Here is a 23,777-nt window from a genome sequence, read left to right on the forward strand (position 1 = left end):
GCCAGCCTAACCGAGGGCGTGGTAGAGCACGCGCGCTGCCGGGAGCGTCAGCAGGGCATAGAGGGGCCCCGTCAGGGCCAGTGCGGTGACAGCGAAGAGTGTTGAGCGGTTCTTCGCGGGGTATTCCGTGACCGTTCCGAGTCCGCTCAGCATCAAACCGCCGAGTGCAAGGCCGGCCAGCGTGTCGCTCGGCCAGTGGGCGCCGACATATATGCGCGACGCCCCGATGAGCAGGATGAGCAGCGTGAGACAGCTAACCGCCCACAAGCGCGGAGCGCCCTTGAACGTCATGAAGGCAAGGAGGGCCAGCCCGCCATAGATCAGGGTGGAATTGGTGGCGTGCCCGCTTGGGAAGCTGAAGGCTTCGACGCCGCCATAGAGATCCACCGTAGGCCGGGGCCGCGCGACCCAGGCCTTGATCAGGCGGACAATGATGGGCGTCAGCACGAAGGCCGCCGAATAGGCCGCCAAGGCGCGCCAGTTGCGATAGACGCCGAGGGCGACGAGGATCAAAGGCCCCATGAACCAGAGATACTTTGCGTCGCCGAAAGCGGAGACGAAGAGCATGACATTGGTCAGTGCCGGCGTGCGCCAGCCAGGCACCTGGTCGGTGAGGGTACGGTCGAAGGCGTCGATATCCCAGAGGCCCGCGATGCCCGATACGAGTAGCGCCAGGACAAGCGCGCAGAGCGCTGCGGGCACCGCAAGGGCGGTGCGCCGCAATCTGTGCCTAGACGGCGTCTCGGGCTCGGAAGACCTCTTCATCGAACTCTCCTTCCCACTTGGCAACCGCCGTTGCAACCGCGAGGTCGCCGGTGATGTTGGTCACCGTGCGCGCCATGTCGAGGATGCGGTCGAAGGGGAAGAGGAGGGCGATGATGAGCACGGTCTGGTCCGCTGACACGCCAACAACGCTGAGCGTGGTGGCGGCAAGGAACAGGCTGACCGAAGGAATGCCTGCCGTGCCGATCGACACGAGCGTCGCCATCAGGGCGATGGTAAAATACATGCTGAACGTCATCGGCAGGCCGAGCGCCTGGGCAGCGAAGAGGGCGATCAGGCCCTGATAGAGCGCCGTCCCGTCCATGTTGATGGTCGCGCCGAGCGGCAGGACCGAGGAGGCAATCGATTTGCTGATGCCGAGGTTCTGCGTGGCGCAGGACATGGTCATTGGCAGGGTGGCGTTGGACGACGAGGTCGAGAAGGCCACGGCCTGCGCATCGACGGCGCCCCTGAAGAAGTCGAACAGCGGCAGGCGCAGAATGACCTTCACGATGATGCCGAAGGTGAAAAGCATGTGCAGGGCGCAGGCGATATAGAGTGCCGCCGTCATCTTGCCGAGCACGGCGAGAATGGTGAGGCCCCGGTCGCCCATGACCCAGGCCATCAGCGCGAAGACGCCGATAGGCGCCGTTTCCATGACGATCAGTGTCAGTTTCATCATCGCTTCGGCGGCGCTGTTCATCACATTGGCCAGCGGTTTGCCGGCATCGCCCGAGACGAGAATGCCGATGCCGAACATGATGGCGAAGAAGATGATCGGCAGGACGTCGCCATTGGCCATGGCGGCCACCGGGTTGGTCGGGATAATCGACAGGATCGTGTTCATCAGCTGCTCGGCGACACTGCCGGGCTGCGGGTTGGCAGCCAGCTGGGCGCGCGTGTTTTCCAGGTCAGCCGGATTAACGGTGGTCGTATCGAACCCGGCGCCGGGCTGGATGATCGAGCCCATCAGCAGGCCGAAGGAGACCGCGATCAGCGTCGTACACATGTACATGGCAAGCGCGCGGCCACCGAGACTGCCGAGCTTCTTGGGGTCGCCCATGGCCAGCACGCCCGAAACAAGCGTGGTGAAGATGAGCGGGACGACCAGCATCTTGATCAGATTGATGAAGGCATCGCCAATGGGCTTGGCCCATGCGGTGACATTGGCGCCAGCGGCCTCTGCCCCCATGACCTGTCGCAGGATGAGGCCGGTGATCGCGCCCAGCGCCAGGCCGACCATCACCCGCTTCCACAAATCTATCTTGAACCACCAGCCCATTACGCCACTCCCATGTGTCATTCGAAGCCGGGACGGTAGGGGGGCTTTGCAGGGAAGGCAAATGCCGAGATCGCGATTTTGCCAGCTGTGGTGCAGACTGCCCGCGTAATGCCCATTGCCCTTTGATGGCCCCCGGCCCTATGTCTGCGCCGCATGAGCGCCGAGATGTCTCCCCTGCCAATTGATGATGTGCTGGATGAGGTCTGCGCGGCGCTGCGGGACGGCCATCGCCTCGTGCTCGCTGCGCCGCCGGGCGCCGGCAAGACGACGCGTGTGCCGCTGGCACTGGCCGGACTGACGGGCGGACCTGTCGTGATTGCTGGGCGCATCCTGCTCCTGGAACCGCGCCGTGTGGCCGCGCGCATGGCGGCGGTGCGGATGGCGCAGAGCCTTGGCGAGCCGCTGGGACAGACGGTCGGACTGACCACGCGGGTCGACCGGAAAGTCTCGGCCGCAACGCGTATCGAAGTGATCACCGACGGCCTCTTCACGCGGCGCATCCTGTCGGACCCTGAAATGAAGGGCGTCGGCGCGGTCATCTTCGACGAATTCCACGAGCGGCGCCTCAATGCCGATCTTGGTCTTGCGCTCGCGCTTGAGGCGCAGGGCGTTCTGGCCGAGGATCTGCGCATCCTCGTCATGTCAGCCACGCTGGATACAGGCCGCGTCGCCACCACGATTGATGCGCCCGTGATCGAGAGTGCCGGGCGCCAGTTCGAGGTGGAGACGCGCTATCTCGGTCGCTCGACCGACCGGATCGAGGACCGGATGGCGGCGGCGGTTCGCCGCGCATTGCGGGAGGAGGAAGGCTCCATCCTTGCCTTCCTGCCGGGCGCGCGGGAGATATCGCGTGTGGCCGAGCGGCTGGAGGACCTGCCGGACGGCTGCCGTGTTGCTCCCCTCTTTGGCGCGCTGTCACCGGCTGAACAGGACGCGGCGGTTTCCCCTGCCCCGCCCGGTATCCGCAAGATTGTGCTGGCGACCGATATTGCGGAGAGCGCGCTGACGATTGAAGGCGTGACCGTGGTGATCGACAGCGGTCTCGCGCGCGTCGCGGAGGACGATGCAGGCGGCCTCGGTCAGCGCCTGACAACGGTGAAGGCGTCGCGCGCATCAGTCGATCAGCGCCGGGGCCGGGCGGGCCGTACCGCGCCCGGCGTCTGCTACCGGCTCTGGGACGAAGCGGCGACACGCGGCCTTGTCGCCGCGCCGCAGCCGGAAATTCTTGGCAGCGATCTGTCGGGCCTCGTGCTGGCCCTCGCTGAATGGGGCGAGCGCGATGCGGGAAATTTGACATGGATGGACGCGCCCCCGGCGGGCAAACTGAAGGCCGCGACCGACATGCTGACGCGGCTCGGCGCGCTGGATGATGCAGGGAGCCTGACGCCGCTTGGCGCGGAGATGGCCCGCTTGCCGCTGGCGCCGCGCCTCGCTGCACTTGTGGCCGGGGCCGGATCGCCCGGCGAGAGGGCGCTGGCGGCAGAGATTGCGGCGCTGGCGGGGGAACGCGGGATGGGCGGCAATGCGGCGGACATTCGCGAACGCCTCTCCCGGTTTCGGGCGGAGCGGTCGCCGCGCGCACGGACGGTGCAACAGCAGGCGAAGACATGGGGCAAGGGTGCGGCGCCTTCGGGCGATGTTGCGACCCTGCTCGCCAGGGCGTGGCCGGACCAGATTGCGCGGGCCCGGCCCGGCAGTGAGGGCGTTTACCTGATGGCCTCGGGCCGCGCGGCCATGCTGCCCGTGACGGACGCGCTGGCGAAGTCCGACTGGCTGGTGATTGCGGATCTTGGCGGCGCGAGCGGGCAGGCGCGGATCACGCTGGCCGCGCCGATCAGCGAGGCCGATGCGCTGGCCACAGGCGTCGCGACCGAGGAACGGGCGGACTTTGATCCGAAGACGGGCAAGTTTGCCGCGAGGCGCGTGCGCGCGCTGGGCGCCATCGTTCTTTCCGAAACGCCGCTGCCGAAGCCTGCGCCCGCCGTCGCCGCGCGGGCCATGATGGACGCCGTCATGGCAGAGGGCTTTGCGGCGATTGGCGCGGAAGATGTGGTCGAGGAGACGCTGGGGCGTTTGCGCGTGCTGGCGCAGGCCGGGCTGATCGAGGACGCAGACGGGTCGATTGAGAGTCTTCTGCGGAGCGCGGGCGACTGGCTGATGCCGCTCTTGAAGCGGCAGGGCGCGCAGGTGCCGGCGGCTGGAAAAGTGCGTGAGGCGCTGGTGGGCTCATTCGACTGGCAGGTGCAGGAGGCGCTGCGGCTGCACGCGCCGCTGTCGCTGACCCTGCCGTCGGGCCAGACGGCTTCGGTGGATTATGTGGACCCTCGGGCCCCGCTGGTGTCGGCGCGGGCGCAGGCCTTTTACGGGCTGGCGACGCATCCGGCGATTGCGTCCGGCCGCGTGCCGGTGACGGTGGAACTCCTGTCGCCGGGCATGAAGCCTGCGGCAACCACGCAGGACCTGCCGCGCTTCTGGGCCAATGGCTATCGCGACATGGCGAAGGACATGCGCGGGCGCTATCCCAAGCATGACTGGCCCGACGATCCGGCCAATGCGCGGGCGCATGAGGGGCGGACCAAGAAAAGGCTGTGAGCGGGAACCAATCCATGCATAAGGGATTGATTGGCGCTGCTGGAGAGTCTGATGAAAATTTCTGTCTATTTGTTCGCGCCGCTTTTGCTGACGGCCTGTGTGTCACGTCCGGTTCCGCCGGCTGAGCCCGTGACCGCCGAGATTGACGCGCCCGCACCTGATTGCAGCGCTGAATCCTTCTCCATCTATTTCGAGGAAGGCGCGACCGACCTTTCTGAAGAATCCGATGCCGTGATGGACGCCGTTGCAGCGTCCTACGCGCGCTGCGATCTCTACAAGATGGAGATCGAGGGCCATGCCGATGCGAGTGGCGATGCGGCAACCAATGAACTGATTTCAGCCAAGCGGGCCGATGCCGTGCTGGCGGCGCTCGAGACACGCGGTATCGATGCAGAGCGCGTGCACCTCGTGGCCTATGGCGAACAGGGCGCGATCAAGACCGGCGGCGTCGAAGCCCCGCTGAACCGCAAGACCGAAGTGCGCCTGATCCCCGGAAGCTGATAATTGGCTAGTGGGGGCGGGAAATGTCCGTGCCCCAGTTCATGCCCATCGACTTCTTCATCCAGTCGGAGAAGGTGGCGGGCTTTTCGAGCGATTTCGGGTCGAGTGTGCCGTAGGATACGAGCGGTCCGTCGCGACCTTCGAGACGAACGCCCTTTACGCGCTGTTCGCCCGACGACCAGTTGGACGAGCTTAGACCGGGATCGATCAGGAACATGACCTGCTCTCCGCCCGAACCGTCGAGATCACGGCCGAAAACCAGCCCGTAGACATTCTCGCGGCCCCAGAGGCCACGGCTTGCGGCCTGGCGCTTTCCGTCAAGCAGGACTTCATCCCAGAGAAGGTTGCGGCGCCATTGCAGGACATGCATGCGCTCGCCACTGATGATCTTGATATCAACATGGTGAAGCGAGAGGCGGACGATCTCGGCGTGCATGGCAGAATCCCTTCTTATCGCAAAACGATAATACCCGGTGAGGAAGGAGTCAACGGACCGTTCGTCAGAAAGGGCACGCCGCCTCAAATGCCAGCCAGTCCTGGCTCGCAGGATGGCGAAACCGCATGGACCTTGCGTGCAAGTGCAGCCTCCCGCTCGCGGCAAGGGCCTCGGGGTGGGCGTAGATATCGTCACCGAGGATCGGATGGCCGATGGCGGCAAGGTGCAGGCGCAGCTGGTGTGTACGGCCGGTCAGCGGGGTGAGGCTGAGGCGGGCGCCATGGGCATGGCTGGCAATCGCCTCGTAGCGCGTCTGGCTTGGCTTGCCATTGTCATGGTCGACTTTCTGGCGCGGGCGGTTCGGCCAGTCCTGGCCGAGCGGCAGGTCGATGAGACCGGCAGCCTGTTCGGGCATTCCCCAAACATCTGCAATATAGATCTTTTCCACCCCGCCCTTCTCGAACTGGATGGCGAGATGGCGCTGGGCGGCTTTTGACCGCGCAAAGACGAGCAGGCCGCTGGTCGACATGTCCAGCCGGTGGACCGTGAGCGCATCCGGATAGTCGACCTGTACGCGGGCGATGGCGCAATCGGCTTTCTCGGGCCCTCTACCGGGCACTGACAAGAGCTCGGCCGGCTTGTCGATGACGATCAGGTCCGGGTCCGTGTGGAGATAGCAGACCTTGCCTTGCGGCGGGGCGTAGAGGCTCACGCGCCGAGGCCCGGCAGGCTGAGACGGAAGACCGTGCCGTCCGGGCCCGTATCGGCCAGGACAAGACTGCCGCCCATTCCTTGCGCCAGCTCCCGCGCGATGACGAGGCCGAGGCCTGTGCCGCCGCGCCGCGCGCTGCCGGCGAAGGGCCGGAACAGGTTGTCGCGTGCTGATTCCGGTATGCCGGGGCCGTTGTCGGTGAATGCGAGTCCGTCCGGGCCCAGCGAGGCGACAATACGCGCCGGGCTGTCTGCGCGCGGCGCCATGGCCTCGGCTGCATTGCGCACGAGATTGCTCGCGATACGGTGCATATGGTCGGCGTCAGCCTGTATCTGCAGCCCAGCGGGCACATTGTTTTCCCAGACGACTTCCGGATGTGCGCCGAGCGCTTCCGCCGCCGCCTCGTCCAGCACGGCGCGCAGCATGACCGGTTCCATGCGCGGCGGTGTCGGTGTCGCCTTGCCATAGTCGAGCGTCTCGGTGGCCAATGTGATGGCGCGCTCAAGGGCGCGTTCAAGGCGCGGCGCAGCTTTCTGCACACGCGGGTCTTCGGAGCTGGCCAGCACATCCGAGACGAGCTGCGCCGAAGCGAGGGAATTGCGCAGGTCGTGATTGATCTTGGCGACCGCCGTGCCGAGTTCGGCGAGGTGGGTCTTGTTGCGGAAACTGGTGGCGACGGTTTCTTCCATGTCGGCGAGGGCGTTTTGTGCCCGGCCAATCTCGTCGCGCCGGCTCGTGGGCGGCAGGCGCCGCGACCAGGCACCCGGATCGTCCCGGAATTGCTCGGCGCTGAGCGTCACGCGTCGCATCGGGCGCACCACAAAAAGGTGGAGCATGACATAGATGATGCCGGCCGCCACGAGTGCGATCAGCAGTGACAGGCTGGCGACGCGTCTTGCATAGGCACTGATTGCCGCCTTCAGCGGCGCCTGCGGCACGACGATCTCCAGTACACGGCCGGGCGCCGATCCATCCGCCTGAATGACGAGAATGCGATCATCGGGCGCAAAAAAGGCGCCCATGGCCGCGAAGGACCGGCTCATCATGGTGGTGCCGCGCATGTCGATATTGTGGGTTTCGCCTTCGATAGGCTGCTGCGCCGGCAGCAACTGGAAGCGCATGTCGTCCTCGATTTCCGTGACGGCGAGGACTTCGGCGCTCATCAGGAGCTGGTCGGACAGTTCGTCAGACACATTGCGCGAGGGCGACGCATCAAGCGCGAGGGCCGCCGTTCGGGCAGCCTGGACGCGTTCATTCAGCCAGCTATTGCGAAAGCCGGAGGCGCTCGGCACGAAAATCAATGCCTCGACGAGCAGGATGGAGCCCAGCGTGAGGGCAAACAGACGAAAGGACAGGCTTTCGAACCAGCGCGAGAGCGCGGGTGCGGGCAGATCGCGTGCAAGGGCGGGCCGTTTATCGTCGCTCACCCAAGGTGAACTAGCTCACGGGATACGCTGGAGCAAGCCGACAAGACGCTTGGCAGTCTTGCCGAACAGCGCCTCGGTGAAGTGGGCAGAGGCCGCCCGCTTCACGATTTCCGACCGCGTCGGATAAGGCGAGATGAAATTGGTTAGATCCTGCACCTTCAACCCGTTCGACATGGCGACGGCGAGGATCTGGATAATATCCCCTGCCCCCTCGCCCACAATCGACGCGCCGACCAGTTTGCCCTTGCGGATGACCAGCTTGGCTTCGCCGAGCGTCTTGCCTTCGGCCACGGCGCGATCATTGTCGTGGAAAGGGAAGGATGAAGTCGCGATCGAGTCGCCATGCTGCTCGCGCGCTTCGGCTTCCATCAGGCCGATCTGGGCGACTTCGGGCGATGTATAGGTCACGGCGGGGATGGGCAGGCTGTCCGCCTTCGTGCGCTGCTTGAAGAAGGCCCGGCGCGAGAAGACTGACGCATGCCAGCCCGCGACATGGGTGAACTGCTCGCGTCCGGCAGCGTCGCCCAGCGCCCAGACACGCGAATTGCTGCCTGAGCGGAGATTGTCACCGACAACCACGCCCTTGCGGTCAAAATCGACCTTGCCGGCTTCGAGATCCAGCCCGTCGAGCATGGTGCGACGACCGACGGCGACGAGGAGGTGGCTGCCTTCGATCAGCTTTTCGGCGCCTTCATGTTCGGCATGGACCTTGATGCGTCCGCCTTCGCCCGACACGCGCACGGCCTTGTGGCCTTCCAGCACGGTCACGCCCTCTGCGCGCAGGGCGCCAAGGGCGACGGCGGCATGGTCAGGGTCCGACTTGCCGAGCGCCCGGCCCATTTCGATGATTGTTGTCTTCGCGCCCAGACGGGTGAAAGCCTGCGCCAGTTCCATGCCGATCGGCCCGCCGCCGAGGATGACAAGATGCTCCGGAAAGTCCGGCATCGAGAAAATGGTTTCGTTGGTCAGATAGGGTGTTGCGGCGAGACCTTCGATGGGCGGGATGAAGGCGGTTGAGCCGGTCGCGATGACAATGCGCCGGGCGCGGGTGCGGCTGGTCGCCGAAACAATCGTGTCCGGATCGGCAAAGCGCGCGGCCTCACGGATGACGGTGACGCCGAGGCCTTCGAACCGTTCCTGGCTGTCGACCGGTGCGATGGTTTCAATGACCTGGGAGACATAGGCCTTGACCGCTTCCCAATCAGTCGCCGGTGCACCGAGCGTCACGCCATACTTGCCGGCGTCGCGGGCCGACTGGGCCGCCTTGGCCACGCTGATCAGGGCCTTGGACGGGACGCAGCCATAGTTCAGGCAGTCGCCGCCCATCTCGCCTTTTTCATATAGCACGACCTTGAGGCCGAACATGGCCGCGCCGGCCGCAGCCGAGAGGCCGCCCGAACCGGCGCCAATGACGACGAGATCGGCCTTGTGATCCGTCACCTGAAGTTTTGTATCATGCATCTTAAAGGGCGCTTTCCAGCTTGGCGGCTTTTTTCGAGAAGAGTTTCTTGTAGGCGACGGGGATCAGCGACACGACGCCGAGCGCGACAACCGCCGGTATGAGGTTTTTGGCGACACTGGCAAAGTTCGGGTCTTCGCCTGCCGCAAACGTGGCGCTGAGCCCGGCGCCGATCCACGTATAGGCAATGACGCCGGGAATGATGCCGAGCGCTGTCGTAATCGCATAGTCGCGGTATTTCGCGCCGAGAATGGCCGGGGCGATATTGGCCACCGGGAACGGGACGACCGGCAGGAAGCGCAGCGCGAACATGTAGGAGAGCGCATCTTCCTGGAAGCCGCGCTCCATCTTCTTGACGAAGGGCCCGGCGCGCTCGCGCAGGGCAGCGCCGACGGATGTGCGCGCGGCGAAGAACAGGAGGCTCGCGCCCAGTGTCGCCCCGACAACGGTCACCGGCGTGCCGCCATAGAGGCCGAACAGGAAACCGCCCGCAATCGTTATCCAGAGCGCCCCCGGCAGCATGAACAGGGTCGCGGCGGCATAGATGAGAATGTAGGCAGCGACTGCCAGGAAGAGATGCTCACTCACAAAGCTGCGCAGCGCATCCTGTTGTGTGCGGAGCGTGTCGAGCGAGAGATAGTCGAACAGGCCAAACACCCAGGCCGCGATGATGCCTGCCGCGATGACGTAAAGCGGCCAGAGGCGGATGGCGAGCGGGGTGGGCTTGTCGGCTTGGGGCTCATTCTGTGTCATTGAGGGACCAGTCATAGGTGTAGGAGCGGATCTTCGGATTGGCGCTGATCTGCTGGGCGAGGCCTTTATCGGCATATTTGAGCAAATGGTCGATGACGCCCTGTCGGGAATCGCCGAAATCGGCTTTGAACCAGTCATAGATCGTCGAGAGGATGAGGCCTCCGTCAGTGACGGTCACGCCGCGCGGATCGTTGACATAGGCGCGGGCGGCCGCGTCGAGGTCACCGTCGAGCGTCGCTGGTTCCCAGGCATTGTCTCTCAGGTTGGGGCAGCTGATGGCGGCGCAATTGATGGCGTAATGCACGCGCGGGTCGTGGAAGGTCGGGCGCAGGATCTTGTGCTCGATATCGTCGAGCGAGACCTCGCGACCGCCGACCATGACTTTGACCTTTTTCCACGGACCGCCGAACAGGTAGCCATCCTTGATCGAGCCGACGGGATACTTGCTGACGATATAGCGCACAGTGACGGCGTTATAGAGATTGGCCCAGGCGGCAAAGGCGGCCTTGTTGTCGCCCGACAGGTCCATGGTCTCGAAACCGGCAATATAGGCATCCAGTGCGGCGCGATCCGCCGCGCTGGCTTTCAGGGCGCCATAGTCGAACCGGTTCACGCCGTCGGGCGAGGTGTGCACATATTTCGACAGGAGCGCTGTCCATGGGGCGTGCTGGGCCTTCGCCATCACTGTATCTCTCGTAATCCCCGCCTCGGATTCCCTGGCCATTGCGGGCAGCGCAAGCGGCATCGTAATCAGGAGGGCGGCAAGCAGGGCGCGGGCGGGTTGCATGGGACGTCGGTTCCTCGGGATGGAAGCCCGAACCTATATCCTATCACCGGATGACATGCCCGTAACGCTTGATTGGCGCGCGATCAAAGCCGCGTGATCGCCAACAGCGCTACTTGCTGCCCCCGGCCGACTCGCTGTCGAGCTCCATCCAGTCCTGCGGCGGCAGGTTATAGGCCATGTCCATGACCTCGAACTCGATGCCGACCGGCTTGCGCGAGCTGGAATTCCAGAGCGCCACGACGCCCGTGTCGCGCTCGGGATCGAACAGGATCATAGACCGGTAGCCTTCAACGGCGCCGCGATGGCCAACGACGCGGTGGCCGGTGTCGCCATATTTATAGACGCGCCAGCCAAGGGCATAGCGGGCATCCTTCATATGACCCTTGTAGCGTCGTGTGAGGCCCGATTGTTCGCGGCTCGTATAGATGCGCGGTGTTTGCAGCATGGCGAGGGCCGTGTCGCTCAGCACGTCCGGCACGAGGCCCATTTGCGCGCGCGCATAGAGCGCAAGGTCGCGGACCGAGCCATTCACGCCGCCAGCGGCGGGCACGCGGTAATAATCGTCATTCACGATCTTCTCGCGCGGTGGGCCAGCCTCCTTGGACCGTTTCACATAAGGCCTGGCCCAGGAGTCCGAGCCTTGCAGGCCGGCCCGTCCAATGCTGGCCGTTGCCATGCCGAGCGGCCGGAAGATCGAGGCCTCGACCGTATCGGCGTAGGAAGACTTGGTGACCTGCTCGATCACTTCCGACACGGTATCGAAGGCGACATTCTGGTAGCTGTGGCATTCGCCGATGGCGCAGATATTCTTCAGGCCGCGCAGGCTTTCCCGGATTTCGACGGGGTCGCGGCCATCTTCCAGCGTCGTATCATAGGCATTGGAGACAATGCCGAGCCGGTGGGAAAGTACATCCTCAAGCGTTGCCCGAGTTTCGCCACCGCCAGGCAGCCGCAGCGATGTCTTGAACTTCGAGACCGTGTCGGTGAGGTTCAGCTTGGCCTGCTCCGCGAGGATCGCCACTTCGCTGGCGGCAACACCCTTGGAGAGCGAGGCCCAGCGGAACACGGTCGTGTCGGTCACAGGCGCGCCGCCGATCTCGGTAAAGCCATAGCCCTTGGCGAAGCGGATTTCGCCATTCTCGATAACGGCAACCGAAAGACCGACGATCTCCTCGTCGGCGGCGAGGCGTTTCAGGCGCTGGTCGAGACGGTCATAGTCGATAGCCTGGGCCAGGGCGGCTGGCACGGCAATGGCGGCGGCGAGGCACAGGATGACAGGGCGCAGGAAACGCATGAATATCCCTTGATTCTAGCTGCCCGCCCGTGGCGAGTGTGAGCCAGATCGGCTGGCCATGTAAAGAGTCCCGTGCAAAGACATGGCAGTCATGGGCCGTTGCGGGCCTCCGGTGCGCAGAATCTGGCCCGGATACTGCCCGCCTGCCTTGACCTTCCCGCCTGTGGCCTGTATGGGCCCCTCTTTCCGAGACACATCAGCCTTAGAGCAGACCCATGAAACGTACATTCCAGCCGAGCAACCTGCGCCGCAAGCGTACCCATGGTTTCCGCCTTCGCATGGCCACCAAGAATGGCCGCAAGGTTCTGGCACGCCGTCGGGCAAAAGGCCGCAAGGAACTGTCCGCCTAGGCGAGACACGACCTTCCCGCTGCCTGAAAGGCCGGGAGCTGCCCATGCCGCAGGACAATCAAGACATTTCGATTGAGGTCGTTCGCCTAGCGAAGCGGCCTCAATTCCTGTTTGTGCGCAGTGGCCGGGCCGAACGGCGCAAATCCCTTGTCGTACAGGCGAGGCAGCGGACCGGCGAGGCCCCCGGCACTCATATCGGCGAAGGGTTTACCGCCACCAAGAAGGTCGGCAATTCGGTTGTCCGCAACCGCGCCAAGCGCCGTTTGCGGGAGGCCGCGCGGCTTCTGCTGCCCCGGTTTGGCAAGCCCGGAACCGACTATGTCTTCATTGCGCGGGACGCGACCGCTGACATTGGCTGGACGCGTTTGCTTGACGATATGGAAAGCGCGCTGATAAGCCTCGCCGCTGATTGACCGTGCCCCCTCGATTTGCGAGTTGGCGCCCATAAACCTCCGGGGCAAAATTCCATGGAAAAGCAAGACCAGCGCAATTTCCTGATCGCGATGGCACTGATGGTCGCCTTCGTTTTCGGGTACCAGAAGGTCTTCATGGAGCCGGCCCAGAAGCGCTATGAGGCCCAGCAGGCCGCGATCAAGGCTGAAGAGCAGCCCGAAGTGAGCGCCAGTGAACTCAGCAATGTGCCGGCGATTGCGGCGACCAAGACGGTCGAGGAAGCCATTTCCGGCCCCGGCCGTGTCAAGTTCGAGGCCGATTCGGTCGACGGCTCGATCCGCCTTGCCGGTTCGCGCATCGATGATCTCAGCCTGCGCAAACACTTCCTGACGGTCGAGAAGACGCAGGAAGTGCGCCTGTTCCGGCCGGAATCGGCTGAGTACGGCTATTTCGCCACCTATTACTGGGCAGATGGCAAGGCGCTGGTCGCCGGCCGCAATTCGCCCTGGGTGCAGGTTGGCGGGCGGGAGCTGACCCCGTCAACACCGATCACGCTGCGGCTTGAAACGGACGGCCTGACCATTGACCGCACGATCTCGGTCGACAAGGACTATATGTTCTCCTTCGAGGACACACTGATCAATACGGGCAGCAGCGAACGCGTTGTGCGCGCCATTGGCTCGGTCGAGCGTCACGGCGCCTACAAGGACTTCCTTGAAGTCACCGACCCCGGCTCGGCCACGGCCAGCAATCTTGCCCACCAGGGCCTGATGGGCGTTGTCGACGGCGAGCTGCGGATGAAGAAATACAAGCCGCTGCTGGAACTGAAGAAGATTGACGGCGAGACTGCCGAGGGCACGTTCCCGTCCAGCGAGGGCGGCTGGTGGGGCCTGACCGACAAATACTGGATGGGCGCGCTGGTGCCCCAGCAGGACCGTGAGTTCGACGCGTCGGTCAACAAGAAGGCCATCGCGACCGGCGGCCCGCTGGAAGTGCGCACCGAAAGCGACGCGATCACGCTGGCGCCGGGCGCGAGCCAGACCGTCCAGAACCGCATCTTTGCCGGCGCCAAGCGCTTCCAGGTATTGCAGGACTATCAGAACAAGGAAGGCATCCCGCGCATGGTCGATGCCATCGACTGGGGCTGGGCCTTCTTCCTGACGAAGCCCTTCTTCTATGTGCTGGAATACCTGGCCGGCGTGCTCGGCTCGTTCGGCTGGGCGATCCTGGCCTTCACGGTGCTCGTGAAGCTGCCGCTCGTGCCGCTTTTCAACACGAGCTACAAGTCCATGGCCAAGATGAAGAAGCTGCAGGAGCCGATGAAGGAGCTCAATGAGCGCTTCGCGGCCGACCCGCAGCGCAAGCAGCAGGAGATCATGAAGCTCTACAAGCAGGAAGGCGCCAACCCGCTCGGCGGCTGCCTCCCGCTCGTTGTCACGATCCCGGTCTTCTACGCGCTCTACAAGACGCTCTATGTGACGCTGGAAATGCGCCACACGCCCTTCCTGTTCCTGAAGGACCTTTCGGCGCCTGACCCTACGGCCATCGGCAACCTGTTCGGCCTGCTGCCCTGGGCGGCATCCGACATCAAGGCGATCCCGGTAATCGGCATGATCATCGGAATCGGCATCCTGCCGCTGCTCTATGGCGCGACGATGGCGAGCCTTCAGAGCCTGAACCCGGCGCCAACCGACCCGACGCAGAAAATGGTGATCCGCGCCATGCCGATCGTCTTCATGTTCGTGTTCGGCAGCTTTGCCGCCGGCCTCGTCCTCTACTGGGTCTGGAGCAATACGCTGTCCTTTGCGCAGCAGTATTTCATCATGCGCCGCAACGGGGTCGATACCGAGCTTGGCAAGACCATTTCGCGCTGGCTGGGCCGCGAGAAGAAACCGGCGGCCTGAACCATGGATTCCCGCCCCGTCCCGAGTGAAGACCAGATCGAAACCGGGCGGCTCCTGTTCGCCGGCCCTGTCGAATTCGTCATGGGCGTGGTCGACCTGAAAGGCCTGCCGCCAGCCGACCGCACGGAAGTTTGCTTTGCCGGCCGCTCCAATGTCGGCAAGTCGAGCCTCATCAATGCGCTGACCGGGCGTAACAAGCTGGCGCGGTCTTCGGCCGAGCCGGGCCGGACGCGCGAACTCAACTATTTCACCGTCGGCGAAGACCAGCTCTATCTGGTTGACCTTCCGGGCTTTGGCTATGCCAAGGTCAGCCGCACGCAGGCCGAGGCCTGGATGAAGCTGACGCGGTCCTACCTGCGCGGGCGTCCGTCCCTGCGCCGTGTTTTCCTGCTGGTCGATGCCCGCCGCGGCCTGATGGATACGGATGAAGAGGTCATGGCGATGCTGGACGGGTCAGCGGTGACCTACCAGATCCTGCTGACCAAGGTGGACAAGCTCAACAAGGGTGAAGTCGAGAAACTGGTGACGGAGATCGAGACCAAGCTGAAGAAGCATGGCGCGGCCCACCCGTTCGTGATGATGACCTCGTCCGAAAAGGGCTGGGGTATTCCCGAACTGCGCGCCGAGATCGCGCTGCTTTAGCGCTTGCGATCAATCCACGTGCGCAAGCAAGACCTGCCCCAGAAAACCTGCGTGGTTTGCAACCGTCCCTTCTCCTGGCGGAAGAAATGGGAGCGGTGCTGGTCAGAGGTAAAATACTGTTCCGACAAATGCCGCCGGAGCCGTTCCTGAGGAATGTGAGCTTTCCAGCCTAGTCTCGCCCCGGATGGTATGTCCGTGTGGCGTTGGCCACGACGTCTTCGTGCGTGAGATGGGCCTTGCGCCATTCTTCGGCGGCGAAGAGGGGTGCCTGGTCGGCATAGTGGGGGGATGACGTGTCCTTGATGGCGCTGCCATAGGGGCTGATGACGCGGGCGGTCTGGTGACCCTGACGGTCCCATTCGACGAGCGCGATCCATGTGTCACCGGCGGTCATGTGCAAAGTGCCGTCATCGCGCATGGCATCGGGATAGACGGCGCGCAGCGTGTCCGGGCCGCCGCTGATCGGCAGGCTGACATCGCCATGCGCGAGCCGGTTCACTTCGCCCCATTCCGGGTCGATGCGGCCATGGTGGACCATCAGCCACTCGACGGCTTCCCGGAAGGCGGTCTCAGGCTTGGGTGCGGGCTGGTGCGTGTACTTGGCGGTAATCTCGCGCAGCACGGTGAGGCCGCCGAGGGCGGCATAGCGGCTGTCGGCATTCATGTTCATGTCCCAAGCCGCGAGGCGCTTGGCGGCGTCCTCCATTTCCGGTTCCTGGCTCCAGTCGATGGCGACAACTTTCGCGATCAGGTCAGCCGCTTCCGATTGGGCCGAATAGACCGTGTCGAACTTGATGGCGAGAAGGTCCGGTTCGTTGATCGGGGTCTTGCCGTCGGTCAGTTCCATCATGCGCAGCGAGCGATTGGTCTGGTTGGTCTGCAGGCCCATGGACTGGGGGAAGTCCTCCGGCTTCAGATTATCCGGGCCATCGGTGGCGCTATAGGGCGTGTTGTTGGAGTTGTAGACGAGGCCTGAGACGGGATTGATCAGTTTCGGCACCTGGTCCCACGGTCGGTAGCCCTGCCAGATTAGGTCCGACCGGTCGCCCGGCATGTCGCCTGACCAGTCCCATGCATCATTGCGGGCGGGGTATTGGCCATTGTGGATGAAGGCAACGTTCGCGTCCTTGTCTGCATAGATGTAATTGATGCTGGGCAGGGCATTGAGCGACATGGCGGACAGGAAGCCGTCCATGTCCCCGGCCTTGTTGAGCCGGTAATATTGTTCGAGCTGGCGGATTTCGCCCATGCCGGCATAGCGCACGGCATAGGTGCCGTGCCTGGCCTCGATGACAGGGCCTTGCGCCGAGCGTTTCACCGGGCGCTTCACCTTGAGGGCAAAGGGGCCGAGCAGTTTGACGTGCAGCGTCACGGTGGCTTCGGCAAAGTCCACCCATTCGCCATCAAGCTTGTACTGATGCGGATTGTCCGGGTTGACGGTGAGCACATAGGTGTCGACCAGGTCCTGCGCGCTGACCGTATTGGCCCAGCCGAGATTGGGCGTGAAGCCGTGCAGGATGACTGGCGTGCCGGGGAAGAGGCCGCCGGTAATGTCGAGGCCCTCGTCGGACGTGAGCTGCGCTTCATACCAGGCGACAGGGCCGGTCAGCGGCTGGTGGGAATTGATGACGAGACGGGTGACATCATCGCCTGCGCGGCGGCCGGAGACGGCGATGCCGTTGGAGCCGCGCTCGGCCATCGTCTTCGGGCCAAGCAGGAAGGCCTTGCGACCGTCGGCGGGGTCCAGCGCGATGGCCTGCGTATAGTCATTGCCGAGGAGGTGCATGAAGGTCTCGTCGAGACCGTAGAAGAAGGGCGTCTTGAAGATGAAGCCCGCGACGACATCCTCGGCGGTGAAGGGAGCGAGGCCGCGCCAGGTCGCCTTGGGGTTTTCGGCGGCATAGAGATTGAGGCCGGCGGCATAGGCCTCGGCCATGGCTTTCACGTCGTCCGGCACGTCGGCCTTGTAGCGTAGGGCGACCGTGTCCCAGACGCCGAGCAGGGCAACGAGATAGTCGACCGGGGCGGCATCCTTGCCGCGATAATGGGCGAGCACACCGCGGCCGGCGGCAACGGTTTCCTGGATCGTTTCGAAATCATCCTCGGCATGGGCATAGGCAAGGCCGAAGGCGGCATCCGCGTCGCGGGCGCCATGGACATGCGGCACGCCGAATTCGTCACGGATCACCTCGGCGTCATAATCGGCCGCTGCAGCCGATAGTTCGGCGGCGGGCGGGTTGGCCGGCAGCGGATCCCACAGGAAGATGCCTGCGCCGATGAGGAGGATAACAAGGAGCGCGGCAACGCCCGCCAGAATGCGTTTCATCATGAATTTCCCCGCCTGCTTTGTCTTTTTACGGAGCCTAGCGGCTTGGCGCACAGATGTCGCGTGCGGAATGCGAGGGTTTCGCCGGGCCGAAAAGCGCCTTATGAGACTGGCGCAAGTGTTACACGATGAAGGACGGCGCGCCGCGCAATGACAGATACCGCTTCCCAGGCCCAGTTTACGGCAAAGACCCTGTCCGAGGCCCTGCCCTATATCCAGCGCTATGCCGGACAGACGATCGTGGTCAAATATGGCGGCCATGCCATGGTCGACCCGTCGCTGTCGGCCGGCTTTGCGCGCGATGTCGTCCTGCTGAAGGCGCTCGGCATCCACCCGGTTGTCGTGCATGGCGGCGGGCCGCAGATCGGCAACCTGCTGGAAAAGCTGGGCATTCGGTCGGAATTCAAGGGCGGCCTGCGCGTCACTGACGAAGAGACGATGGAAGTTGTCGAAATGGTCCTCTCCGGGCCGATCAACAAATCCATCGTGCGGGCGATCAATCAGGCGGGCGGCAAGGCCGTTGGCCTGTCGGGCTCTGACGGCAACCTGATTCGCGCGGAAAAGGCGACCAAGACCTCTAAAGACCCTGACAGCCATATCGAACAGGTGCTGGACCTCGGCTTTGTCGGCGAGCCGAGCGCTGTGGACACGACCGTGTTGCTGGCGATGCTGCGGGCGGATGCGAACCTGATCCCGGTCGTGGCGCCGGTTGGCGTTGGCGCCGATGGCGCACGCTACAATATCAATGCCGATACGGCCGCGGGCGCGCTGGCGGCGGCGCTGGGCGCGAGCCGTCTGCTGCTGCTGACCGATGTGGCCGGTGTGCTCGACAAGGAGAAGAAGCTGATGCGGGAAATCCCCGTGGCGGACATTCCGGGGCTGATCGCGGACGGCACAGCTGCAGGCGGTATGATTCCCAAGCTTGAAACTGCCGCACATTCCGTAAATCATGGTGTCGGGGCGGCTGTGATACTTGATGGGCGTGCGCCGCATGCCCTCCTTCTGGAGTTATTCACAGAACATGGCGCAGGTACGCTCGTTTCTTAAAATCCTCGGCCTGCTGGCCACTTTTTTCGGCTTCGGCCAGATCGCTGCGGCGCAGGACAGCACGGACGGCTGGTCGCTGTGCAATCGGACCAGCTATATCATCGAAGCCGCCATTGGCCGCCCGGAAGGCAAGGGCATCACGGTCGAGGGCTGGATCAAGCTGCAGCCGGGCAGCTGCAAGCTGGCGCTGCCCGGCCCGCTGGAACCGAAATTTCATTTCGTCTACGCGCGCACTTCATCGGCCCATCGGGGCGGCGTGCGCGAATGGGGCGGCAATACCGACCTCTGCGTCGATCCGACCGGAAGCTTCTCGCTGGAAAGCCCGCCCGAATGCGCCGCCATGGGGCTTGAGAGCCGGGGCTTCCGCGCCGTGGAGATTACCCGCCGCACGCGGTGGATGACGCCCTTCACCGAAATCGACAATTATGATGCCGAAAAGGCCCGCGCCGCCGGTATCCAGCGCCTGCTGGAAGAGGCAGGTGTCGTCTCCGGCGTGGTCGATGGCAATATCGGCCACAAGACGCGCGCGGCGATTGCCGAATTCCTGAAGAAGAACGGCCTGCCGGATACGACATCCGAAGCCGATCTCATCGATTTCCTGGAGCAGGTCGCCAAGGAGCGCGGCCGGGCCGTGGGCTTTACCGTGTGTAACCGCACCAAGAACCGCATCTGGAGCGCGATTGCGCGGCGCGGGTCTGAAGGCTGGGAGAGCAGGGGCTGGTGGATGCTGGAGGCAGGCGGCTGTTCGCGCGTCATCGACAGGCCGCTGAGCGGGCAGGAGCATTTCGTTTACGGCGAGATGGAAGATGGCGACACGATCCGCACGCTGGCCAAGGCCTCTGATGCCTTCTGCGTCGGCCGGTCCAAGTTTGCCATTATCGGGCGGGACGAGTGCGAGGCCTCGGCCTATCGCACGGCCCTGTTCCAGGCCGCGCCGCCACCGGTGGACCGCAAGCTGGTGTTTGAATTCTTCGAGCGTGACTTTGCAAAGGCGAGCCAGAATGAGCGATAAGCGCGCGGGCGTGCACATCGCGCCATTCGGCAGTTTCGGACATGTCCGTGACTGGGTGTTCGACCTCGACAATACGCTCTACCCGGCCGAATGCGACCTCTTCGCGGAGATCGATACGCGCATGACCGATTTTGTCTCGCGCCTGTTGAAGCTGCCGCCGGAAGAGGCTCGCAGGGTCCAGAAGAAATACTATGCGGACTATGGAACGACCCTGGCAGGCCTGATGGCAGTCCATGATATAGACCCATCGGACTTTCTGGGTCACGTCCACAAGATAGACCTGAGCCCCCTGCCCGACCTGCCGGATCTTCGCAGCGCGCTGGAGCGCCTGCCGGGCCGCAAGTTCGTCTATACGAACGGCTCACGCGGCCATGCCGAACAGGTGACCGACAAGATGGGCCTTACGCACCTTTTTGATGGCAGTTTCGGGATCGAGGATTCCGATTATGTGCCCAAGCCCAAAGCCGCCTCCTATGCCGCTTTCCAGAAACTCCACGGCGTCGATCCGCACGGGGCAATCTTCTTCGAGGATCTCGCCCGCAACCTGGCGCCGGCCAAGGACCTCGGTTTCACGACGGTGCTCGTCCATTCGGAAAAGGACTGGAGCCATGAGCCGATCGAGGCGCGTCCTGCCAGCCTCTCTGACGTTCTGGGGGATGACGGGCCGGATCACATCGACTATGTGACGGGCGACCTCGCCGCCTTTCTCGAAGCGGCACTTGAAACACTCTAAGCCTGCCGACCGGAGACTTTCCAATATGAGCCATGCCCTTGCCGACGTCATCGACCGCGCCTGGGAGCGCCGCGACGAACTTTCCACCGGAACGACCGGGGAAGTCCGCGAAGTCGTCGAGGCCGCGATCGACCTGCTGGACAAGGGCGAGGCACGCGTTGCCAGCAAGGAAGCCGATGGCAGCTGGACCGTGCACCAATGGCTGAAGAAAGCCGTGCTCCTGTCCTTCCGCCTCAACGCCAATGGCATCGTGCCGGGCGGCCCGGGGCCGGGCACCTGGTGGGACAAGGTGCCGTCGAAATTCGAAGGTTGGGGCGAAGCGGACTTTATCGAAGCCGGTTTCCGCGCCGTGCCGCCCTGCGCCGTGCGCCGGGGTGCCTTTATCGCGAAGAATGCCGTCCTGATGCCGTCCTACGTGAACATCGGCGCCTATGTCGGCGAAGGCACAATGATCGACACATGGGCCTCTGTGGGCTCGTGCGCGCAGGTTGGCGCCAATTGCCACATCTCGGCCGGCACCGGCATTGGCGGCGTCCTGGAGCCCCTGCAGGCCAACCCGACAATCATCGAGGACAATTGCTTCATCGGCGCGCGCTCGGAAGTGGTTGAAGGCGTTGTTGTGGGGGAGGGATCGGTGATCGCGATGGGCGTGTTCATCACGCAGTCGACAAAGATCGTGAACCGCCAGACCGGCGAGATCAGCTATGGCAAGGTACCGCCTTATTCGGTGGTCGTGCCCGGCACGCTGCCCGACAAGAATGGCGGGCCATCGCTAGCCTGCGCCGTGATCGTGAAAACGGTGGATGCCCAGACGCGGTCAAAGACCGGCGTCAACGAGCTGCTACGGGACTAGGCGGGCAGGGGCCCACTACCATTATCCATGGAGTTGTTTTTCGACGCCAGAAGCTGCTTGAGGGCAGTCTTCAGCTGGCGTGGCAGCGTAGGCTTGCGGCAGATCGGTGCCGATTGGTAACGCGAACGAAGAATGTCCTCAGCCGAATGACCTGTATTGAACAGGAACGGGATACCGCGTGCCGCCAGAATGTCGGCAACCGGGAACACGAGCTGTCCAGCCACATCAACGTCCAGAATTGCGGCATCCGCTTCAATGGATTCGGCGAGTTTCATGGCTGCCTGAATCGTGTGTGCGGACGCAACAGCTGCGCCGCCCATTTCGGCGACCATGTCTTCCAGATCCATTGCAATGAGGATCTCGTCTTCGACAATCAGGATTTGAGGCGGCTTGGTCATATGGGTCAAATGAACAGGTCCTCCTTTCGTTCCCAAATTCCTGCAGCGAATATACAATATGCTACCTGAATTAGTTAACATTCGCGTTAACAGCGAATGGCGTGGCTTCAGTCGAACATGACAACCTGCCGGGCAACTGAACCCTTGTTATCTTTAAGATTCTGAAGCGCTCCGGTCAATCCTTCCATGCCAATACGGTCAGAAACAAGATCGTCCAGATGGAGTTTGCCTTGCTGGTACAAGGTCACAAGTCGTGGGAAATCAATGCGGAAGCGGTTTGAACCCATGACGGCGCCCTGAAGGCGCTTTTCTGTAACAAGCAGTTCGATTCCGGGGATTTCGATGTTCACGCCGGGCGGGATCATGCCGATCACCGTCATCACGCCACGCGGGCGCATCATCATATAGCCCTGCTCGGCCGTCAGCTTCAGGCCGACGCATTCGAAGGCATAGTGAACGCCGCCATTGGTCAAAGCCTTCACCTGCTCGACCGGATCGCCATTTTTCGGGTTAACGAAGTCGGTCGCGCCGAACTTTTTCGCCATGGCGAGTTTTTCGTCCGACAGGTCGACGGCAATGATACGCGAGGCGCCGGCAATGGCCGCGCCATTGATCGTGGAGAGGCCGACGCCGCCGCAGCCCAGCACGGCCACGGTCGAGCCGGGCTCAACCTTTGCCGCATGGAAGACCGAGCCGACACCGGTGATGACGCCGCAGCCGATCAGGCAGGCGCGGTCCATCGGCATTTCCTTGTCGATGACGCAGAGCGTGTTCTCGTGGACGAGGATCTGCTCGGCGAAGGAGGAGAGGTTGAGGAACTGGGAGACCTTTTCCTTGCCGATCGACAGACGCGGCGCCTCGGTGGGGCCGCGCTTGAACTGCTCGCCGTTCACGGTGTGGCAGACCGACATATGGCCTGTGAGGCAATATTCGCAGGTGCCGCAGAAAGGCGAGAGGATCGAGACGACATGATCGCCGGGTTTTACCGCGCTGACCATGGAGCCGACCTGCTCGACAATGCCTGCGCTCTCATGTCCGAGGATGACCGGCATTTCGGTCGGAAAGGCGCCGTCCCAGAAGTGCACGTCCGAATGGCAGACACCGACGGCCTTCAGCCGCACGAGCACTTCGCGCGGGCCGGGCTTGGAGATCGTGACCTCTTCGATCGAGAGCGGCGCATTGGGCGCCCGCATGACGGCAGCTTTCATCGTGTTTCCTCCGATTATGTTCTGTTTTCTGCAGCATTGCGCCGATGCCGGGCTTTGACCAGACTTGCCGCTGGGTGAGGCAGCGTCAGCTAAATTGCGCGAGCGCCTGACGCGTCGCGTCGTCGGCGGGGAAGAGGAGTTCAAGGCGCAGGTCCCGGATGGTCACGTCCTCGCTCGTGCCGAAATGGGCAATCGTCGAGAGGAAGCTCAAGCGGCCGTCGGGTACGTTGAGGATAAGAGGGACAATCGGGCTGCGCACGCTGGCCGCCTTGACCGGGTGGCGTGCGCAGGCAGCTTCAAGCGCGGCCAGATGATCCTGCAGGATCGCGTCACCTGCGGCTTCCATGGCCTCAAGCCGGATGCGGGCACTCATTTCGCCCAGCACATCCGGCAGGTTGGCAATCGCCTCTGGTGCATTCGGATTGTCGGTTAGGATGCGGACGGCGTTGAGCTGTGTGCTGCCGTCGCCAAGGCCAGCGAGGAGCACTGCAGCAACAGGATTGGCGTCGAGAATGTTCCAGTGCCGGTCGCAGATCATGGCCGGGTTGGGCGCATGGCGGGTGATCATGTCCGTGAGCATGTCGCGAAACGGCTTCAGGGCATCGGAATCGAGCTGCGAGGTGGGGAAGGCGGCGGAGAAACCTGCCGCCTGCAGCAAGGCGTTACGCGTCCCCAGCGGCAGCATCAGCCCGTCTGCCAGTTGCATGACCATGTCGCGGCTTGGCGACGCGCGACCTGTTTCCAGGAAGGACAGGTGGCGGGCCGAGATGCCGCATTCGAGCGCCAGCTCAAGCTGGCTGAACCGGCGCGCCATGCGATGACGGCGCAAGCTGTCCGCAAAGGCCGGGCGGCCGGCAACAAGTTGCAAGTCAGGCGTGGGCATGGGTCATGCGTCGCAGGCTCATT

General features: G+C 63.6%; 24 protein-coding genes. 11 read left to right on the forward strand and 13 right to left on the reverse strand.

Translation table 11 applies throughout. The features are described from left to right. Positions 1-6: 6 nt before the first annotated feature. Together HY30_RS19110 and HY30_RS05810 are read right to left on the reverse strand one after the other, a co-directional pair. Positions 7-765, reverse strand: coding sequence for a phosphatase PAP2 family protein (locus HY30_RS19110; RefSeq protein WP_081812083.1), 759 nt, complete (start codon positions 763-765; stop codon positions 7-9). Next, on the reverse strand, positions 731-2,044 hold the full coding sequence (locus HY30_RS05810; protein ID WP_034738086.1) for a dicarboxylate/amino acid:cation symporter: 1,314 nt from the start codon (positions 2,042-2,044) through the stop codon (positions 731-733). The genes HY30_RS19110 and HY30_RS05810 overlap by 35 nt, the downstream gene beginning before the upstream one ends. Positions 2,045-2,197: 153 nt before the next feature. Here HY30_RS05810 and hrpB point away from each other — a divergent pair, with 153 nt between their 5' ends. Continuing rightward, positions 2,198-4,636: an ATP-dependent helicase HrpB gene (hrpB, locus tag HY30_RS05815; RefSeq protein WP_034738087.1), complete on the forward strand. Its 2,439-nt coding sequence runs from the start codon at positions 2,198-2,200 to the stop codon at positions 4,634-4,636. A 51-nt stretch (positions 4,637-4,687) separates the two neighbouring features. Beyond that, positions 4,688-5,137, forward strand: a complete 450-nt coding sequence (locus HY30_RS05820) for an OmpA family protein (protein ID WP_034738090.1) — start codon at positions 4,688-4,690, stop codon at positions 5,135-5,137. 7 nt (positions 5,138-5,144) lie between these two features. On the opposite strand, the gene HY30_RS05825 is transcribed toward HY30_RS05820, so the two are convergent. The 7 genes from HY30_RS05825 to HY30_RS05855 all read right to left on the reverse strand — a co-directional run bounded on the left by HY30_RS05825 (position 5,145) and on the right by HY30_RS05855 (position 12,005). After that, the gene (locus tag HY30_RS05825) at positions 5,145-5,573 is read right to left on the reverse strand and encodes a hypothetical protein (protein WP_034738092.1); all 429 of its coding nucleotides are present in this window, start codon (positions 5,571-5,573) and stop codon (positions 5,145-5,147) included. A 64-nt stretch (positions 5,574-5,637) separates the two neighbouring features. Further along, positions 5,638-6,285, reverse strand: coding sequence for a pseudouridine synthase (locus tag HY30_RS05830; protein WP_034738094.1), 648 nt, complete (start codon positions 6,283-6,285; stop codon positions 5,638-5,640). Then, positions 6,282-7,712, reverse strand: a complete 1,431-nt coding sequence (locus HY30_RS05835) for a sensor histidine kinase (RefSeq protein WP_241765659.1) — start codon at positions 7,710-7,712, stop codon at positions 6,282-6,284. The genes HY30_RS05830 and HY30_RS05835 overlap by 4 nt, the downstream gene beginning before the upstream one ends. Positions 7,713-7,727: 15 nt before the next feature. Further along, on the reverse strand, positions 7,728-9,173 hold the full coding sequence (locus tag HY30_RS05840; protein ID WP_034738096.1) for a dihydrolipoyl dehydrogenase family protein: 1,446 nt from the start codon (positions 9,171-9,173) through the stop codon (positions 7,728-7,730). Position 9,174: 1 nt separating this feature from the next. Then, entirely contained in the window at positions 9,175-9,924 is a 750-nt protein-coding gene (locus HY30_RS05845; RefSeq protein ID WP_034738098.1) for a TVP38/TMEM64 family protein, read from the reverse strand. Then, on the reverse strand, positions 9,911-10,711 hold the full coding sequence (locus HY30_RS05850; RefSeq protein WP_034738100.1) for a DUF547 domain-containing protein: 801 nt from the start codon (positions 10,709-10,711) through the stop codon (positions 9,911-9,913). Before HY30_RS05850 ends, HY30_RS05845 begins: the two co-directional genes overlap by 14 nt. Before the next feature lie 109 nt (positions 10,712-10,820). Then, positions 10,821-12,005, reverse strand: coding sequence for a serine hydrolase domain-containing protein (locus HY30_RS05855; RefSeq protein WP_051614934.1), 1,185 nt, complete (start codon positions 12,003-12,005; stop codon positions 10,821-10,823). A 215-nt stretch (positions 12,006-12,220) separates the two neighbouring features. Here HY30_RS05855 and rpmH point away from each other — a divergent pair, with 215 nt between their 5' ends. Genes rpmH through HY30_RS19670 form a run of 5 tightly spaced genes read left to right on the forward strand, consistent with a single transcriptional unit; the run spans position 12,221 to position 15,444 of the window. Then, a complete protein-coding gene (gene rpmH, locus HY30_RS05860) occupies positions 12,221-12,355 on the forward strand; it encodes a 50S ribosomal protein L34 (protein ID WP_034738102.1) in 135 nt (44 codons plus the stop codon). Between the two features lie 44 nt (positions 12,356-12,399). Further along, positions 12,400-12,768: a ribonuclease P protein component gene (gene rnpA, locus HY30_RS05865; RefSeq protein WP_034738103.1), complete on the forward strand. Its 369-nt coding sequence runs from the start codon at positions 12,400-12,402 to the stop codon at positions 12,766-12,768. Between the two features lie 54 nt (positions 12,769-12,822). Beyond that, positions 12,823-14,652, forward strand: coding sequence for a membrane protein insertase YidC (gene yidC, locus HY30_RS05870; protein ID WP_034738105.1), 1,830 nt, complete (start codon positions 12,823-12,825; stop codon positions 14,650-14,652). A 3-nt stretch (positions 14,653-14,655) separates the two neighbouring features. Then, complete coding sequence (gene yihA / locus HY30_RS05875; protein WP_034738107.1) at positions 14,656-15,294, forward strand: ribosome biogenesis GTP-binding protein YihA/YsxC; 639 nt, start codon at positions 14,656-14,658, stop codon at positions 15,292-15,294. 18 nt (positions 15,295-15,312) lie between these two features. Then, positions 15,313-15,444: a DUF2256 domain-containing protein gene (locus HY30_RS19670; protein WP_206741419.1), complete on the forward strand. Its 132-nt coding sequence runs from the start codon at positions 15,313-15,315 to the stop codon at positions 15,442-15,444. Between the two features lie 19 nt (positions 15,445-15,463). Here HY30_RS19670 and HY30_RS05880 read toward each other — a convergent pair whose 3' ends face one another. Further along, the gene (locus HY30_RS05880; RefSeq protein ID WP_241765660.1) at positions 15,464-17,623 is read right to left on the reverse strand and encodes a penicillin acylase family protein; all 2,160 of its coding nucleotides are present in this window, start codon (positions 17,621-17,623) and stop codon (positions 15,464-15,466) included. 147 nt (positions 17,624-17,770) lie between these two features. On the opposite strand from HY30_RS05880, the gene argB reads away from it, so the two are divergent. The 4 genes from argB to dapD are packed head-to-tail and all read left to right on the forward strand — an operon-like array spanning position 17,771 to position 21,265. Continuing rightward, the gene (argB, locus tag HY30_RS05885; protein WP_034738111.1) at positions 17,771-18,667 is read left to right on the forward strand and encodes an acetylglutamate kinase; all 897 of its coding nucleotides are present in this window, start codon (positions 17,771-17,773) and stop codon (positions 18,665-18,667) included. Then, on the forward strand, positions 18,642-19,679 hold the full coding sequence (locus HY30_RS05890; RefSeq protein ID WP_034738112.1) for a DUF1036 domain-containing protein: 1,038 nt from the start codon (positions 18,642-18,644) through the stop codon (positions 19,677-19,679). Before argB ends, HY30_RS05890 begins: the two co-directional genes overlap by 26 nt. Then, complete coding sequence (locus HY30_RS05895) at positions 19,669-20,412, forward strand: pyrimidine 5'-nucleotidase (RefSeq protein ID WP_051614937.1); 744 nt, start codon at positions 19,669-19,671, stop codon at positions 20,410-20,412. Before HY30_RS05890 ends, HY30_RS05895 begins: the two co-directional genes overlap by 11 nt. Positions 20,413-20,437: 25 nt before the next feature. Further along, on the forward strand, positions 20,438-21,265 hold the full coding sequence (gene dapD, locus HY30_RS05900; RefSeq protein ID WP_034738113.1) for a 2,3,4,5-tetrahydropyridine-2,6-dicarboxylate N-succinyltransferase: 828 nt from the start codon (positions 20,438-20,440) through the stop codon (positions 21,263-21,265). On the opposite strand, the gene HY30_RS05905 is transcribed toward dapD, so the two are convergent. The 3 genes from HY30_RS05905 to HY30_RS05915 all read right to left on the reverse strand — a co-directional run bounded on the left by HY30_RS05905 (position 21,262) and on the right by HY30_RS05915 (position 23,754). Beyond that, entirely contained in the window at positions 21,262-21,672 is a 411-nt protein-coding gene (locus HY30_RS05905) for a response regulator (protein ID WP_162176900.1), read from the reverse strand. The two genes, dapD and HY30_RS05905, sit on opposite strands and share 4 nt — an antisense overlap. 98 nt (positions 21,673-21,770) lie before the next feature. Next, positions 21,771-22,871 carry a Zn-dependent alcohol dehydrogenase gene (locus tag HY30_RS05910; RefSeq protein WP_034738115.1) on the reverse strand — a complete coding sequence of 367 codons (1,101 nt, stop codon included), beginning with the start codon at positions 22,869-22,871 and terminating at the stop codon, positions 21,771-21,773. Positions 22,872-22,956: 85 nt separating this feature from the next. Continuing rightward, positions 22,957-23,754, reverse strand: a complete 798-nt coding sequence (locus HY30_RS05915; protein ID WP_051614940.1) for a helix-turn-helix domain-containing protein — start codon at positions 23,752-23,754, stop codon at positions 22,957-22,959. Between the last annotated feature and the right edge of the window lie 23 nt (positions 23,755-23,777).

This window comes from Hyphomonas chukchiensis (assembly GCF_000682695.1).
GTDB classification, from domain to species: domain Bacteria; phylum Pseudomonadota; class Alphaproteobacteria; order Caulobacterales; family Hyphomonadaceae; genus Hyphomonas; species Hyphomonas chukchiensis.